The organism is Polaribacter marinus (genome assembly GCF_022662535.1).
GTDB classification, from domain to species: Bacteria; Bacteroidota; Bacteroidia; order Flavobacteriales; family Flavobacteriaceae; genus Polaribacter; species Polaribacter marinus.
Window position 1 is genome coordinate 328,205 of sequence record NZ_JAKQYM010000003.1, and the last position, 14,852, is coordinate 343,056.

General features: G+C 29.6%; 14 protein-coding genes. 3 read left to right on the plus strand and 11 right to left on the minus strand.

Translation table 11 applies throughout. The annotated features are described in order from the left end of the window. Positions 1–62: 62 nt before the first annotated feature. Entirely contained in the window at positions 63–854 is a 792-nt protein-coding gene (locus MC378_RS06525) for a DUF2797 domain-containing protein (RefSeq protein WP_242177943.1), read from the plus strand. Here the strand turns inward: MC378_RS06525 and MC378_RS06530 are convergent. Genes MC378_RS06530 through MC378_RS06565 form a run of 8 tightly spaced genes read right to left on the minus strand, consistent with a single transcriptional unit; the run spans position 851 to position 9,761 of the window. Continuing rightward, positions 851–1,666 carry an HAD family hydrolase gene (locus MC378_RS06530; protein ID WP_274704111.1) on the minus strand — a complete coding sequence of 272 codons (816 nt, stop codon included), beginning with the start codon at positions 1,664–1,666 and terminating at the stop codon, positions 851–853. The two genes, MC378_RS06525 and MC378_RS06530, sit on opposite strands and share 4 nt — an antisense overlap. 2 nt (positions 1,667–1,668) lie before the next feature. Further along, positions 1,669–2,682: a LacI family DNA-binding transcriptional regulator gene (locus tag MC378_RS06535; protein WP_242177944.1), complete on the minus strand. Its 1,014-nt coding sequence runs from the start codon at positions 2,680–2,682 to the stop codon at positions 1,669–1,671. A gap of 58 nt (positions 2,683–2,740) precedes the next feature. Then, positions 2,741–4,123: an MptA/MptB family glycosyltransferase gene (locus MC378_RS06540; protein ID WP_242177945.1), complete on the minus strand. Its 1,383-nt coding sequence runs from the start codon at positions 4,121–4,123 to the stop codon at positions 2,741–2,743. Beyond that, a complete protein-coding gene (locus MC378_RS06545) occupies positions 4,123–5,613 on the minus strand; it encodes a cellulose synthase family protein (protein WP_242177946.1) in 1,491 nt (496 codons plus the stop codon). The genes MC378_RS06540 and MC378_RS06545 overlap by 1 nt, the downstream gene beginning before the upstream one ends. Beyond that, a complete protein-coding gene (locus MC378_RS06550; RefSeq protein WP_242177947.1) occupies positions 5,613–6,305 on the minus strand; it encodes a glycosyltransferase family 2 protein in 693 nt (230 codons plus the stop codon). Before MC378_RS06550 ends, MC378_RS06545 begins: the two co-directional genes overlap by 1 nt. After that, complete coding sequence (locus tag MC378_RS06555; protein WP_242177948.1) at positions 6,302–6,784, minus strand: toxin-antitoxin system YwqK family antitoxin; 483 nt, start codon at positions 6,782–6,784, stop codon at positions 6,302–6,304. The genes MC378_RS06550 and MC378_RS06555 overlap by 4 nt, the downstream gene beginning before the upstream one ends. Further along, positions 6,784–8,406, minus strand: coding sequence for a 4Fe-4S binding protein (locus tag MC378_RS06560; RefSeq protein ID WP_242177949.1), 1,623 nt, complete (start codon positions 8,404–8,406; stop codon positions 6,784–6,786). The genes MC378_RS06555 and MC378_RS06560 overlap by 1 nt, the downstream gene beginning before the upstream one ends. A 5-nt stretch (positions 8,407–8,411) precedes the next feature. After that, positions 8,412–9,761, minus strand: coding sequence for an NAD(P)/FAD-dependent oxidoreductase (locus MC378_RS06565; protein ID WP_242177950.1), 1,350 nt, complete (start codon positions 9,759–9,761; stop codon positions 8,412–8,414). A 133-nt stretch (positions 9,762–9,894) separates the two neighbouring features. Here MC378_RS06565 and MC378_RS06570 point away from each other — a divergent pair, with 133 nt between their 5' ends. Both MC378_RS06570 and MC378_RS06575 read left to right on the plus strand, forming a co-directional pair. Next, positions 9,895–10,920 (plus strand): glycoside hydrolase family 113, encoded by a 1,026-nt coding sequence (locus tag MC378_RS06570; RefSeq protein ID WP_242177951.1) that lies wholly within the window; start codon positions 9,895–9,897, stop codon positions 10,918–10,920. A gap of 83 nt (positions 10,921–11,003) precedes the next feature. Then, a complete protein-coding gene (locus MC378_RS06575) occupies positions 11,004–11,837 on the plus strand; it encodes a universal stress protein (protein WP_242177952.1) in 834 nt (277 codons plus the stop codon). A 48-nt stretch (positions 11,838–11,885) separates the two neighbouring features. Here the strand turns inward: MC378_RS06575 and MC378_RS06580 are convergent, their stop codons facing one another. The 3 genes from MC378_RS06580 to MC378_RS06590 all read right to left on the minus strand — a co-directional run bounded on the left by MC378_RS06580 (position 11,886) and on the right by MC378_RS06590 (position 14,763). Next, the gene (locus MC378_RS06580) at positions 11,886–12,770 is read right to left on the minus strand and encodes a sterol desaturase family protein (protein ID WP_242177953.1); all 885 of its coding nucleotides are present in this window, start codon (positions 12,768–12,770) and stop codon (positions 11,886–11,888) included. A gap of 98 nt (positions 12,771–12,868) precedes the next feature. After that, positions 12,869–13,486 (minus strand): MarC family protein, encoded by a 618-nt coding sequence (locus MC378_RS06585; RefSeq protein WP_242177954.1) that lies wholly within the window; start codon positions 13,484–13,486, stop codon positions 12,869–12,871. Then, positions 13,474–14,763 carry an APC family permease gene (locus MC378_RS06590; protein ID WP_242177955.1) on the minus strand — a complete coding sequence of 430 codons (1,290 nt, stop codon included), beginning with the start codon at positions 14,761–14,763 and terminating at the stop codon, positions 13,474–13,476. The genes MC378_RS06585 and MC378_RS06590 overlap by 13 nt, the downstream gene beginning before the upstream one ends. Between the last annotated feature and the right edge of the window lie 89 nt (positions 14,764–14,852).

Genomic DNA, 14,852 nt, shown 5'->3' on the forward strand with positions numbered 1-14,852 from the left:
GTTCGATTTTATATACGAAGATACCTTAAAAATCGAAGTTTAAAAATACTAAATTTTGTTTTATGACCTACCAAGGAGTTTTAAAAAAAATGATGACAGAAAATGCTGAACAAATTCAGTATTATTTAGATATGAATTCAGATTTTTTAAATGTAAATCAGTTGCTAAATAAAGAGATTTCCATATCCTTTGTAAAATATGAATGTTTAAATTGTCATTTAGAAAAGCCAATTTATAGACAAGGCTTTTGTAAATCTTGTTTTTTTGATACTCCAAATGCAGGAGATTGGATTATGAAACCAGAATTAAGTACGGCACATTTAGGGATTGAAGATAGAGATTTAGCCTATGAAAAATCGGTGCAATTAAAACCACACATTGTTTATTTAGCAAATTCTAGTAATGTAAAAGTAGGTGTTACAAGAAAGCAACAAGTGCCAACACGATGGATAGATCAAGGTGCACATGAAGCCATTGAGATTGTAGAAGTACCAAACAGATATTTAGCAGGAATAACTGAAGTTGCATTAAAAGAATACGTTGGAGACAAAACGAATTGGCGTAAAATGTTAAAGAATGATATTGAAGATGAAAATTTGATAGCATGGAGAGAGAAGTTAAAAAAGTTTATTCCTGATGAAGCCAAAGAATATTTTATTGAAAATAATTCTGAAACGCATTTAAATTTTCCGGTAATAAAATATCCAGTAAAACCTAAAAGTTTAAACTTGATTAAAACACCAAATTATACAGGTAAATTAGTAGGGATAAAAGGGCAGTATTTAATTTTTGAAGACGAAACTGTTTTTAATGTAAGAGCTAATGAAGGCTTGGTTGTAGCAATAACTATTTAATTCCTTTTAGCTTCAATCAGTTTTTCTAAAACGCGTTCTACTCCAAAATTATCATTACTTTCTGTCGAGTAATTTGCTACTTTTAAAATGTCTTTATGTGCATTTTTCATGGCAAAACTAAAGTTAGCTTCATGTAGCATTTCAAGATCATTATGGTAATCTCCAAAAACCATTGTTTCTTCTTTGGTGATTTTTAAGATTTGCTGAACTTCTCTTAAGGCATTGCCTTTGTTGGCTTTTTGATCAGAGATGTCTAACCAATTTTGACCAGATATTTTGAGTAAAATAGGAGTTTTTAAATGTTTTATAGAAGGATAAATAAATTCTTCTGAAGATTTAAAATGATGGTTTGCTATTTTTAAAATTGTTGTTGTTTTGGCGGTTTCAATTAAGTCATCAACAATATGAAAATTATGATAATATTCTTGAAACAAAGAAATAAACTTTTCATTTTTACTTTCTATAAAAGCAGCGTCATGAGCACATAAAATAATATTAGTATCTTGAATTTTCCTTAGAGTAGGGATGATGTCAATTACTTTTTTTGCAGGGATAGCGTTTTCTAAAAGTATTGTGTCATTTTTTTTAGCAATAGCCCCGTTTTCTGCAATTACAAAAATATTGTTTTGTATAGAAGAGAGTTTACTAACAATACTGTTGTATTGTCTGCCACTTGCGGCAACAAAATGGATGTTGTGTTTTTGGAGCTTTTTAAAGAGTTGAAAAAACTGAGGGCTAACTTGACCTTTGGAATTTAGTAAAGTTCCATCCATGTCAGAAACAATCAATTTTACTTTAGAGAAGTCAATCATTTCTAATTTGTAGAATCTCTAATAACTAAATCTGTTTTGATCACTTTGGTGATCACTTCGGTATGTTTTTTTTCTAATTTTTCAATTAAAATTTCTGCAGCATTTTCTCCCATTTGTTCTCCGTGTTGACTAATAGTCGTTAGTTTAGGGCTTGAGTGTCTTGCTAAAATTCCGTTAGAAAAAGCAATAACAGAAACATCTTTTGGGATTTTTTTTCCACTTTTCACTAAGGTTTTCATTGTCGCTATAGCGGCAGATTCTCCTGTGGTAATTACGCTGTCTATATTGTTTTTTGCTAAAAAAGGAGCTAAAATAGATTCGTATTTTTTGTAATCTCTTTCTAAGATGTTAATAACCAAATCATCATTAAAAGGCAACCCAACATTTTCTAATCCTTTTTTATATCCTAAAAACCGCTGTTTACCAATATGTAAATTACTCAATGTAGAAACAAAAGCAATTTTTTTATGTCCTTTTTTGTGTAAAAATTCAACTGTATTTAATGCTCCGTTAAAATCATCAGAAACTATTTTATCACAATTAACAGATTGTGCAACTCTATCAAACATTACAATTGGAGTCCCGTTTTCTATAGTTTCATTAAAATGGCTAAAGTTATTTTTTAATTCGGTTTCCTTTGCCATAGACAAAATAAAGCCATCAATACTTCCGTTAGAAAGCATTTCTATAATTTCTGCTTCTTTACTGTACGATTGGTTTGAGATACAGGTAATTACTTTATAACCTTTTTTATTGGCAGCATTTTCTATTCCTTTAAAAACTTGAGCAAAGAAATAATTGAGCATTGTAGGTATAATTACACCAATAGTTTTTGTACTTCTATTCTTTAAGCTAATGGCATTAAAGTTCGGTTTGTAATTATTCTCTTTTGCGTATTTTTGAATCTTTTCTTTAGTGTTATCACTAATTTCATAACTATCGTTTAAAGCCTTTGAAACGGTAGAAATAGAAACATTAAATTCTTTTGCAATATCTTTTATCGTAAGCTTCTTCATCTAAACAAAATTAGCCACTAAGATAAGGAAAATCTAACGAGTTAATTTTAAGAAAGAATTAAATTTTAATAGTTTTTTTTTGAATTTCATAGATTAAAAACCCAAAAACAATTAAATATTCTACACCTACAAACCATAAGTTTTCTTTCCAAGGAAAATTTGCATAGGCTTGATAGCTTAATATAATTACAACACTCCAAACAATAGGGAATTTATATTTTGTAAAAACAGTTAAAATTAGCGGAGTGGCCAAATACCAAGGATGCACAGTTGTGGCTGTAAAATAGTAAAAACAGAGGCAAAATAAAATTGCTGTGATTAATTCAATTAAGCTTTTATTTTTTCTGAAAAAAGTAAGGAACAAAAGAAATAGGATTGTTAAAATGGGTGTTATTTTTCCAATAATTGCAATTTCATTCCAGCCTCTAAAGAGGTAGCCAATTTCTCTAAAAAGGTAATAGAAACTTGCGTTAAATTCAAAATTTCTAAACCATAGACCAACAGAATTAGAATAATTAGCAATTAATTCTGAAGAATAAAAGGGGAGAAATAGAATTGTAGTTATGGATAAAATGATGGCGTAAAAAGATAATAATTTGATGATTTTTTTAGGTTGAAATTTAAAACCCATCCATTTTACTTTTGACGAGTGTTTGCTCATTGGTTGTGTAAACCATTGAAAAAATAGAGGTAAAAACAACAAAGGAATTAACTTAACAGAAATAGAGCAGGCAAATAAAATGGCAGCAAAAACCCATTTTTGTTGATGTAATTTATAGAAACTCCAAATCAAGAAAAATAGCATAACAGACTCAAAATGTAAATTTCCTGTCATTTCTATAATAATAAACGGATTTAAAACATACCAAAAAATATTTTTTATGGGTAAGTTTAATCTTTCAAGTAATTTTTTTCCAAAATAGAGAATCCCAATATCTGCAAGAATAATTATAATTCTTAAAACGATAATTGAACCAAAAATACTTTTACTAGCAAAAAGGGCTGCAATTAAAAAACACAATTGATTTATTGGGGGGTAATTTGTATAGTGGCTTCCGTTAAGTTGCCCCATTCCATTATATAATGCAGCTGTTTCAGAAAAAGGTTTTAATCCTTGTTGAATAAATGTTTCAGGTAATGATAAATAAGGATTCAAACCTTCTAGAATCATTCTTCCGTCCCAAATAAACCTGTAAAAATCTTGTGATAGATTAGGTATTGCAAACAAAAATACCAATCTAAAAAGAATTGTGAGCCCTATTAAAGTTGAAAAACTGATGGTTTTACTTTTTAGTAGCAAATAAAAACAACCAAATAACGAAAACCATATAAGAAGTAGTTTGTTAAACGCTGTTCTTTCCAAAAAATAGGCAAAAATAAAGTACAGAGCAGTGCTTAATGTAATCAATAAAACGTTTTTATATTTATTGATAAAAGACATTAGGCTTTAGAGAATATTGACTTAAAAAACACATAACTAAAACCAATGAATAACATAAAGTGAAAAGGGAATAATCCAAAATCGCCACCTTGATCACCAACGATAAAAGCACTGTACATTCCAAAGGCAAAATAAATTGCCAAAACACCTTCAATAATAACATGTACAGAAGGTTTTTTCTTAATGTATTTGTTTTTCTTCCATCCGTCTTTAATGGTTTTTATATTAAATTTAGGTGTTCTCACAAATTCACTTTTTTTACCAAAATGTCCTTCTAAAACGGCAATAGTATTGTGTAAAGAAAATCCCATTGCAATAGAAAAAAAGGTGAAAAAAGCACCAATATATTTAAAGAAGTTTTTTATTCCACCACCATAAATGTTTTTATACATATACCAATAACAGATAAAGAAGATGAGTGAGCTTATTACAAAGAAGCTCATTACATAAAAATAAACTTTTAAATGCTCGTATTCATTTTTAATATACAACATTGGTATGCTTAGCACTGCAACTAAAAAAATACAAGTAAACATAGAGCTGTTTAGCAAGTGTAATAGACTATGAATTTTGGTTTTAAAAGGAATATTTTTACTAGTAATCACTCGCCTCATCATTTTTTGAAAATTCTCGGCACCACCTTTGTTCCATCTAAATTGTTGCGATCTTGCTGCACTAATAACTACAGGTAATTCTGCGGGAGTTACCACATTTTCTAAGTATTTAAATTTCCACTTTTTAAGTTGTGCTCTATAGCTTAAGTCTAAATCTTCTGTTAAGGTGTCTCCCTCCCAATTTCCTGCATCATAAATACATGCTTTACGCCAAACACCTGCAGTACCATTAAAATTGATAAAATGCCCCTTGCTATTTCTACCAACTTGTTCTAAAGTAAAATGGGCATCTAAAGCAAAAGCTTGAATTTTTGTAAGCGTTGAATAATTTCTATTGATATGTCCCCACCTTGTTTGAACCACACCAATTTTTTCGTCTTTAAAATACGGAACAGTTTTATACAACCAGTCTGATTGAGGTAAAAAATCGGCATCAAAAATGGCAATAAATTCTCCTTTTGCAATTTTTAAACCTTCTTTTAAAGCACCAGCTTTAAATCCTGTTCTATTTGTTCTTTGAATGTGTTGAATGTCAATTCCTTTTTCTTGAATTCTTTGAATATGTTTTGCAGTAGTTTGTACAGATTCATCTGTAGAATCATCCAAAACTTGAATTTCTAATTTTTCTCTAGGATATTCTAGTTTGGCAATGTTCTTTAACAGTCGTTTCATAACGTACAATTCATTGTAAACGGGTAATTGTATAGTCACAAAAGGAATTTCATCGGGGTTCTTAAAATCGAATTTTACAGAGGTGTCTTTTTTGTTTTTTTGCTTTAAATAATTAAATAGTAAATTTAATTGTGCTATTGCATACATAAAGATAAGCAATAAAGAAATTGAATAAATAGTAATAATTATATACTCTAAAACCATTATTTAAAACTGTATTTAAAAATCCAACCTAAAATTTTTACACCTGCTAAAATACTACCTTTTACCGTTCCAGAAACTTTTGAAACTCCAATTCTATTTCTGTATTTCATTGGAATTTCTACATAAGTTAATTTTTGTTTTAAGGCTTTTAATTGCATTTCTACTGTCCAGCCATAAGTTTTATCTTCCATTTTTAAAGCTAATAACTTATCGTATTTAATCGCTCTAAAAGGCCCTAGGTCTGTGAAATTTGCTTTAAAAAACAACTTCATTAAGAAAGTTGCCAACCAATTTCCAAAAACTTGCTGTGGTGTCATAGAACCTGTTTCTCTTAGTTCTTTTACGCGTGCACCAATTGTAAAATCGATGTTGTTTTTTAAAATTGGCTGTATTAATTCTGTTAGTTGTTCTGGGTAATCAGAATAATCTCCATCTAAAAAAACAATAATTTCTGGCTTATTTGTTTGTTTAGAAATGTAATCTATACCTTTTAAACAAGCATAACCATAACCTTTTCTGTTTTCGGTTAAAACAGTTGCACCTGCTTTTTTTGCATTAATTTCTGTGCTGTCTGTAGAATTGTTACTAATAACAATAATTTCATCAACAGTTTTAGGGATGTCATTAATAACATTAGTAATGGAATCTTGCTCGTTATAAGCAGGGATAATAACTTTTATAATCGGGTTCATTGCCTTAAATCATTTAGATTATTTTCTCCTTTAAAGGAAGAAAAATCTGTCCATTCTTTTATTTTTTTTCCATTTTTGTACTTCGATGCTTTCACCAATTTTTGTTTTTTGTATATCAAGCAATAACCATTTTTTTGATTATTTTTCAATTGACACTTATGTTTTATAAAACCATTTTTGTCATAAAATAACCACCATTTATTTTGTTGGCCACTTTTAAAATGTCCTTCTTTTTCTTTAACTGAATTTGAGCTGTAAAAGTACCAATATTTCGTTTCTAAATTATGATTAAAACTACCTTCTTTTTTAAGATTTCCGTTTTTATAATAGAACTTCCAATACTTTGTTTTTTCTGTATTTAAAAGCCATCCTTCTTCTTTAATTTGTCCGTTTTTATAAAATGTTTTTTGATATATTTGTTGTGAATATAGATTGAGTTTTACCAAAAAGAATAATAAATAAAAGTGCTTTTTAAACATTATTTATTGTTCACTAAATCCATTAAGTCTACATCATTTCCTAATAAGATTTCAGTAGGATTTATCCTTCCGTCTTCGGGTCCGTTTTCTAATTTTAAAACACCTCTTGGACAAACAGCAGAACAAATTCCACAACCAACACAACTAGAGCGTACAATGTTTTCGCCTTTTTGAGCATAAGCTCTAACGTCTATTCCTTGTTCGCAATAGGTAGAGCAGTTTCCACAAGAAATACATTGCCCCCCATTTGTTGTAATTCTAAAACGAGATTTAAAACGTTGTACAAAGCCTAAGTATGCGGCCAATGGACACCCAAATCGACACCAAACACGGTTTCCAAAAATTGGATAAAATCCTGTTCCTATCACTCCTGCAAACCAAGCGCCAATTAAGAAGCTATAAGTGTCTTTTACCCATTGAGATTTTATGCCTATAAAAGATTCTGCACCAGAAAAATAACAATATAAAGTGACCATTGTCATTACTAAAGAGAAAATTAAAACAGAGTGAATCAACCATCGTTCTAATTTCCATGCGTTTAAACTTTTATTAGAATGTTGCCTATAAGGGTCTCCTAAAGTTTCTGCCAATCCTCCACAGCCACAAACCCAAGAACAGTACCATCTTTTTCCGAAGAAATAGACCATAACTGGTACGATTACTAAGGTTAAAATAATTCCCCAAACTAAAATAAAGATTCCAATACCTCCACTGTTTCTTAGTGTTTCTAAATTCCATTCAAAGAAAAAGTCATAATCTAGAGGAAAAGCACTTTTAAAATCATAACCAGGCATATTTAAGCTAGACATAATTTCTGGAATTAAAAAAGCAAATACAATTTGAAAAAACAGAACGGAAGTTGTTCTTACAATTTGATATTTATTATGTCTGTATTTAATATACATTCTTACTCCCATTGTAAGCATAATTGTACAATATAGGAAACCATAGACAAACCATTGAGAAGCAGCTCCACCACTTAAAAAATGGCTAATAGGATCTAAAATAAAAGTCCAGTTTACAATATAATCGGGCATAAAATACAGCACTAAATAGAAACTTACCAAATAGATAAGTACTAACCAAGCAATCCAACCACGATTGGTAGCAGAGTCTAAATAAATGCCATCATTTTTTATACCGGGTTTTCCTAATAAAATTAAATTAGGAACTATAAACAATAATGCTCCAATAATACCGAGACCAAAAGTTAAAAACCACATTAAACCAGGGTTGTCTTTTGCATAACCTTTACCTGCTTTTTTAGCTAGTGTAAAACTTAAACTATGTGGTTTACCATAGATTTTATATTGATATTGTTCTCCCTTTTTATCCCAGTTTTTTTCGGCATCATATTTTGCAATAAGGTTGTCGTAAAAATTATTAGAAGTCTCAAATGCATTTCTAGCTCTACTAGAAAATTCAAAAATATTTAATTCTTCATTGGTAACTATTGCTTTTTGAAGTTGCTCTTTAATTACAGTATTTTTATATCCTTTTTCTTTAATAAAGTTGTCTAATTCTGATTGAGACAAACTAAAAGTACCTGTAAAAATAGTACCTATAAAAAGGGTTAATCCGATTAAAAATATAATTAAACCTGTGTTTTTTATTGCTTTCATGTAAATTATGCTTTACTAAATATTCGTTTCCAGCTTTTCTTTTTTAATGTGATGTTGCTGTTGTTTTCTTGATTGAATTTTTCAACAATCTCCGTTTCATGAAGCTTGTAAAATTCAGGGTCAAAATTGGCATCTGCTAAAAATTCTAAAACATGTTCTATAGATTGATTTTCTGTGAGCCATTTGTCAAAAATTTCGTGACGCATTCGAATTCCAAATGTGTTAATTCCTAAAAATTGATGAGAATTTTTATCAAAAGAAATGGTAATGCACTTATTATCTTTTGGGTGTTTCCATTGAAAATACTGTTCAGTATCCTTTTTACTTTTTTCGCTAAAAACCCAACCATAAGTTTGGTACTCGATGTCTAAAAATTTTGCAGAATTAAACCAATGCCCAGGTTTGTAAGCTGTTCTATTGCCGCAAATGGTTTGGGCTAAAGTTTCTCCCATCATTCTTCCAGTATACCAAACCGCTTCTATGTTTCTACGTAGACCAATGGCTTGTTGTTGTTCTGCGCAATCTCCAATTGCATAAACTCCTTCAATATTAGTTTCTAAATAACGATTTACTAATACGCCTCGTTTGATTTCTATTTCTGAATCTTTTAAAAAATCGATATTGGGTGTAACACCAGCTGTTAAACCTACTACGTTACAGAAAATTTCTTCTCCTGTTTCTTCTATAATGATTGATTTTACTTGTCCAAATTCATCAGATTTTATTTCTTTTAAATTAGTGCTTAAGCGCAAATCTATATGATGTTCTTTAATGTGTTTGTTAATCATTTCTGATTCTTGAGTGGGTAAAACTCCATTCCAAAAACTAGATTCTCTAACCAAAAAAGTAACCGGAATATCTCTGCTTCTGAGCATTTCAGCCAATTCAATCCCAATTAATCCGCCACCAACAATTACCGCTCTATTGCAAGTTTCTTTATTGGGAGCATATTTTTCTAATTTTTCTAAATCTTGTTTATGATACATGCCTATAACACCATTTAAATCTTGCCCTGGCCAACCAAATTTATTTGGTTTAGAACCAGTTGCAATAATTAATTTATCATAAGAAATGTTTTCTCCATTTGTAAGTTCTAAATTTTTTTTACCAGTATCTATGTTTCCTACAAATCCCTCTTTTAACTCGATGTCATTTTTTTTCCAAAACCAATTCTCATAAGGTTGGGTATGCTCAAACTTCATATGTCCCATATAGACATACATGAGTGCTGTTCTAGAGAAAAAGTATTTAGCTTCTGCAGAGATTATGGTTATTTTTTTATCAGAATTTTTTCTGATATGCCTTGCTGCAGTAACTCCGGAAATTCCATTACCAATAATTACAATATGTTCCATAAATTTAGATGTTCTTACTTGTCTGTCGAAGATAAAGTTAAAAACTTAAAAATTATTACTAATTTAAAAATGATATAAATAACTTTTAGGTGAAAATAATTTTTAAGTTATTTGTTTTTAGTAAATTACTTTTATGATATTAAAAAATAAAATACAGATTTTATCTGTTGTATTTGTTTTCTTACTGCTTTCTTGTAGCGGTCAAGAGAAAATAAAAGAATCTAAAATTAATGGGGTAAGTTTTGTTGCTTCTAGAGAAGCTGTTACTTCTAAACATATAGATCCTGTAAAAAAGGTTCAAAGTAATTATGTTGCATTAATGCCTTTTGGTTTTATAAGGGACTTGTCTACTCCAAAAATAATCCACAATACAAATAGACAATGGTTTGGAGAAACCAAAAACGGATTATTACAATATGCAGAGAAATTTCATAAAGTGGGGATTAAGGTAATGGTGAAGCCACAAATTTGGATTAGAAACGGAGAGTATACTGGTACTATAGAAGCCGATTCAGAAGAAAAATGGGGTGTTCTAGAAGAATCTTATTCAACTTTTATCTTAACTTATGCAGAAGCAGCTCAAAAAGTAAATGCAGATATTTTATGTATTGGTACAGAATTAGAAAAATTTGTAGCAAACAGACCTGAATATTGGAAAGAATTAATTAGAAATATTAAAAAAGTATATAAAGGAAAACTTACTTATGCTGCCAATTGGGATGAATTTAAACGTGTTACTTTTTGGGAGCAATTAGATTTTATTGGAGTTGATGCATACTTTCCTTTAAGCGACAAGAAAACGCCATCTGTAGAAGATTTTGAGTTAGGTTGGAAACTTCATAAAGAAGAAATTACTAAAATTCAGCAACAATTTAACAAACCTGTTTTGTTTACAGAATTTGGTTATAGAAGCATTGATTTTAATGGAAAAAAACCTTGGGAAGCTAATAGGGTAGAAGGTAGTGTGAATTTAGAAGCCCAAGCAAATGGTTTACAAGCAATTTATAATCAATTTTGGAAAGAAGATTGGTTTGCTGGTGGATTTGTTTGGAAATGGTTTCATAAACATGATGGGGTTGGAGGCGATAAAAACAATAGATTTACTCCTCAAAATAAACCTGCAGAAATTTTACTTCAAAAACTATTTAAACTTCAGTAAAAAAAAAGTAAAAACATGATAAATATCTTAAAATAGAATTAAAAACAAACTTAAATTTGTAGTTGATTCATAAAATATTTATCATGAAAAAAATAATTGTTCCTATAGATTTCTCTAATCATTCAGAATATGCTTTAAAAGCAGCAGCACTTTTATCTAAAAAAACAGATGTAGAAATTTATGCTTTACATATGTTAGATATTCAGGAAGCTAACCTAACTCAAAGTCCAGAATTTAGCCAAGAAAAAGCTGTTTTCTTTTTAAAATTATCAGAAAAAAGAATGAAAAGCTTTTTAGATAAAGATTATTTAAAAGAGGTTAAGGTTGTACCTATTATTAAACATTACAAAGTATTTAGTGAGGTAAATTCTATTGCTAAAGAAATCAATGCAGATTTAATAGTAATGGGATCTCATGGTGTAAGTGGTTTAAAAGAATTTTTTATAGGTTCTAATACAGAAAAAGTTATTAGATATTCTGAAGTGCCTGTTATGGTTGTAAAAAACGAGTTAACAAGTGTAGATTTTAGTAATATTGTTTTAGCTACAGATTTTTCAGAAAAAACGATTCCAGCGTTTCAAAAACTATTAAGTACGTTAGAATTTTTAGAGGCTACAAAACATCTTTTATATATAAATTTGCCAAACGAGGATTTTAAAACTACTCCAGAAATGGATGCTTTGGCTACGGATTTTTTAATGAAAGCAGAAGGGAACACAGACAGAATACTTGATACTAATTTTGTTGCTGCTAGAACAATAGAAGATGGTATTTTAGATTTTTCTAAAGTTGTTTCTGCAGATTTAGTTGTGTTATTAACACATGGTAGAAAAGGATTATCTCATATTTTTTCTGGAAGCATTTCAGAAGATATTTCAAACCATACTTCATTGCCAATTATGACTTTTAAAATTTAAAAAGAAAGAGTTAATAAGTATTCCTAAGGTTTATTTCTTCCAAGAAACTTACTTTTTATTTAAAGGGTAAATTTCTTGGGAGATAAAATCTTTTGGAAAATTTTCATCACCATCAAAACCTAATTCGATGTCTCTACCTGAATAGGGAATGTAATTGGTTTTAAAAATATAATCCCAAATACTTAATGTAATTCCGAAATTAACTCCATGTTTTCGGTCTTCTGGTAACACTTTTACATGATGCCAAATATGCATTTTGGGATTATTTAAAATGTATTTTAAAAAGCCATAATCCCAATTGATATTTGCATGATTTAGGTGTCCAATGGTAATATTAAAAAAGTGGACCATTGCAACGTCTTGTGCAGAAAAACCTCCAATAATTGCTAAAGGAATGTATTTTATAGAGTTGTAAACTACAGGCTCCATCCAATGATAACGAAGGTGTGCCGCAAATCCCATTTGTTTTACAGAGTGATGTACTTTGTGAAAGTTCCAAAGAAATTCAAATTGATGTAACAATCTGTGTGTCCACCATTGTACAAAATCAACCACAATAAAAAACACTAAAATTCTTGCCCAAAAAGGAAAAGAATTAATATCAAAAAGCTGAAAATCATCAATAGATAAACCTACGATTCTTAAAAAGTCATTAAACAATTGTGCAGCAGAATTAGACAAAGCGATCAGAACAATTAAATTTAATAAAAAGAAATTGAAGAACATATAAAAGGTGTCTAACCAAAAATCTTTTCTAAAAATTGGTTGATTTTTTCGCCAAGGAAAAAGGAACTCTAATCCCCAAACAACTAAAGAAATAAGAATCAATCCATAGAAATAGTTCTCCCAATTCAACTCCATTAAAACAGATTGTTTTATGTAATTCCAATAATCAGAATAAGAAGTTTTTATGATGTTTAAGTATTTTTCCATTTGTTTGCAAAGTTACAAATACATACTGTTATTTTAATTGACTTTTGATGTATTTGCTTGTAAGTGAATTAAAATTAGCTGTGCTTATCGTTATTAAGTTATGTTAAAAGAAAAGAAATTTTAATGCCCTCTATTATCATACTTGTTCCTATAATAGCAATGATTAGCCCCATAATTTTACCAATTACAGAAATTACATTCTCTCCAATTTTTTTAGCAATAAAATCACTAAAACTAAAAACCAAATAAGTTAATAAACACATTAATCCAAAGACTAAAACAACAATAGCAATGTGTAAATAATTGGTGTTAGAAACAAAATTCATTGCGGTAACAATAGTTCCTGGACCTGCTAGAATGGGAATTGCTAAAGGTGAAACGGCAATGTTTTCATCAAAATTTGTGTTTTGTAGATGTTTAACATTAGATTTTTTTGATTGTAACATTTCAAAACCAACAAAAAAGATTAAAATTCCTCCTGTTATTTTAAATGCTGGTATCGTTATTCCAAACAACTCAAAGATAAATTTTCCTAAAATTACAAATGTGGTTACAATTATAAAGGCAATGAGCAGTGCTCTTTTGTTTACTCTTCTTTTTGTTTGATCATCAGCTCCTTCTAATAATGTTAAAAAAATAGGCATATTAGAAATCGGGTTCATAATAGCAAAAAAGCCTGTAAATACGGTAATTGAAAAGGTTACTAGGTTGTCCATTTATTTTTTTCTGTCTTTTTATAAATCCATTCTGCTAAAAAGCAAAATCCTATGATGGCAACAGAAATGATTACACCTGTAGTGTTTGTTTCATACTGTTGATTGATTAGTATTAGGGTGGCTAACATACATAATATAAACCCAATGATAGGAATTATTTTAGTACTACCGGTAGTGTTTGATAACTTATAACCTACAAAATTTACAATACCAAAAATAAGCAAAAACCCAACACTACCTGCTGTTGAAATACTTTCTAAATCGAGAATGTTTACTAATATTAAAGTAGCAATTGCTGTAATCATTAATCCGATAGGTTGATTCCAAACTTGTGCAAGAAAGTGATGTGGAAGTTCATCGTCTTCTGCAATTTCATAGTTTACACGACTCCCGCCTAACAACGAAGCATTGATTGCCGAAAAGGTAGAAATTAAAGCAGCCACCGTAATTATAGAAAAACCAATTTGTCCTAACATTGGTTTTGCGGCTTCTGCCAAAACATAATCTTCTGCCGTAGCAATTTTTGAAAAAGGAAGTGAACCCACCGTAACAATGGTAATAATAATGTACAAAATAATAACAAAAATAACCGAGATGTAATAAGCTCTAGAAATATTTTTTTCTGGATTGATGATATCAGGCGCTGCATTTGCTATTAACTCAAAGCCTTCATAAGCCACAAAAATAACCATTCCGCCTGCAAATAATTTAATAGGAGCTTCCCAATTGGAGACAGCTAATTGAGAAAGATCAGGGTTTCCAATTAAACCATAGCCTCCAATAAAAATAAAAGCAATTAAAATAATGAGTTTGATAATAACAGCATAGGCTTCTATTTTTCCTACAATAGCAACACTGTAATAGTTTATCAATGTTGCTAATATAATTATAGCGCTAGCGTAAATATGAAAATCGATGGTTGTATGATGTGTTAATTTTAATAAATTAGGGGCATAAGAACCAAATGCAGAAGCATACAGAGAAAGCATTATAATATAGCTAACCCATAAAAGATTACTAATGGCTCCGCTAAAAATGGTTTTACCAAAACCTTGATTGATAAATTTTACTGTTCCGCCTCTATTAGGGTAAGTTTTTGAGAGTTTTACATAACTGTAAGAAGTAATTAAAGCTAAAATTCCTGCTAATAAAAAAGCAATAGGTGTTCCTCCTTTTGCAAGTGATACAGCAAGTCCAAGAACTGCAAAAATTCCACCCCCTACCATTCCTCCAATACCAATAGAAATGGCTTCTTTTAATCCTATTTTTTTATTCATTGATGGAAATTTAAAGTATAAAGGTAAATTTTATTTAATAATTTTCTACTAAGAAATCCTTATAAAAAGGAAAACTCAAAACACCAAGT

Excerpts from the sequence above, each read along its gene's own strand:
- MC378_RS06570 (WP_242177951.1), top strand. The coding sequence starts at position 9,895 with ATGATATTAAAAAATAAAATACAGATTTTATCTGTTGTATTTGTTTTC.
- MC378_RS06530 (WP_274704111.1), bottom strand. The coding sequence starts at position 1,666 with ATGATTGACTTCTCTAAAGTAAAATTGATTGTTTCTGACATGGATGGA.
- MC378_RS06590 (WP_242177955.1), bottom strand. The coding sequence starts at position 14,763 with ATGAATAAAAAAATAGGATTAAAAGAAGCCATTTCTATTGGTATTGGA.
- MC378_RS06580 (WP_242177953.1), bottom strand. The coding sequence starts at position 12,770 with ATGGAAAAATACTTAAACATCATAAAAACTTCTTATTCTGATTATTGG.
- MC378_RS06545 (WP_242177946.1), bottom strand. The coding sequence starts at position 5,613 with ATGGTTTTAGAGTATATAATTATTACTATTTATTCAATTTCTTTATTG.
- MC378_RS06540 (WP_242177945.1), bottom strand. The coding sequence starts at position 4,123 with ATGTCTTTTATCAATAAATATAAAAACGTTTTATTGATTACATTAAGC.
- MC378_RS06565 (WP_242177950.1), bottom strand. The coding sequence starts at position 9,761 with ATGGAACATATTGTAATTATTGGTAATGGAATTTCCGGAGTTACTGCA.
- MC378_RS06550 (WP_242177947.1), bottom strand. The coding sequence starts at position 6,305 with ATGAACCCGATTATAAAAGTTATTATCCCTGCTTATAACGAGCAAGAT.
- MC378_RS06535 (WP_242177944.1), bottom strand. The coding sequence starts at position 2,682 with ATGAAGAAGCTTACGATAAAAGATATTGCAAAAGAATTTAATGTTTCT.
- MC378_RS06555 (WP_242177948.1), bottom strand. The coding sequence starts at position 6,784 with ATGTTTAAAAAGCACTTTTATTTATTATTCTTTTTGGTAAAACTCAAT.
- MC378_RS06560 (WP_242177949.1), bottom strand. The coding sequence starts at position 8,406 with ATGAAAGCAATAAAAAACACAGGTTTAATTATATTTTTAATCGGATTA.
- MC378_RS06585 (WP_242177954.1), bottom strand. The coding sequence starts at position 13,486 with ATGGACAACCTAGTAACCTTTTCAATTACCGTATTTACAGGCTTTTTT.
- MC378_RS06525 (WP_242177943.1), top strand. The coding sequence starts at position 63 with ATGACCTACCAAGGAGTTTTAAAAAAAATGATGACAGAAAATGCTGAA.
- MC378_RS06575 (WP_242177952.1), top strand. The coding sequence starts at position 11,004 with ATGAAAAAAATAATTGTTCCTATAGATTTCTCTAATCATTCAGAATAT.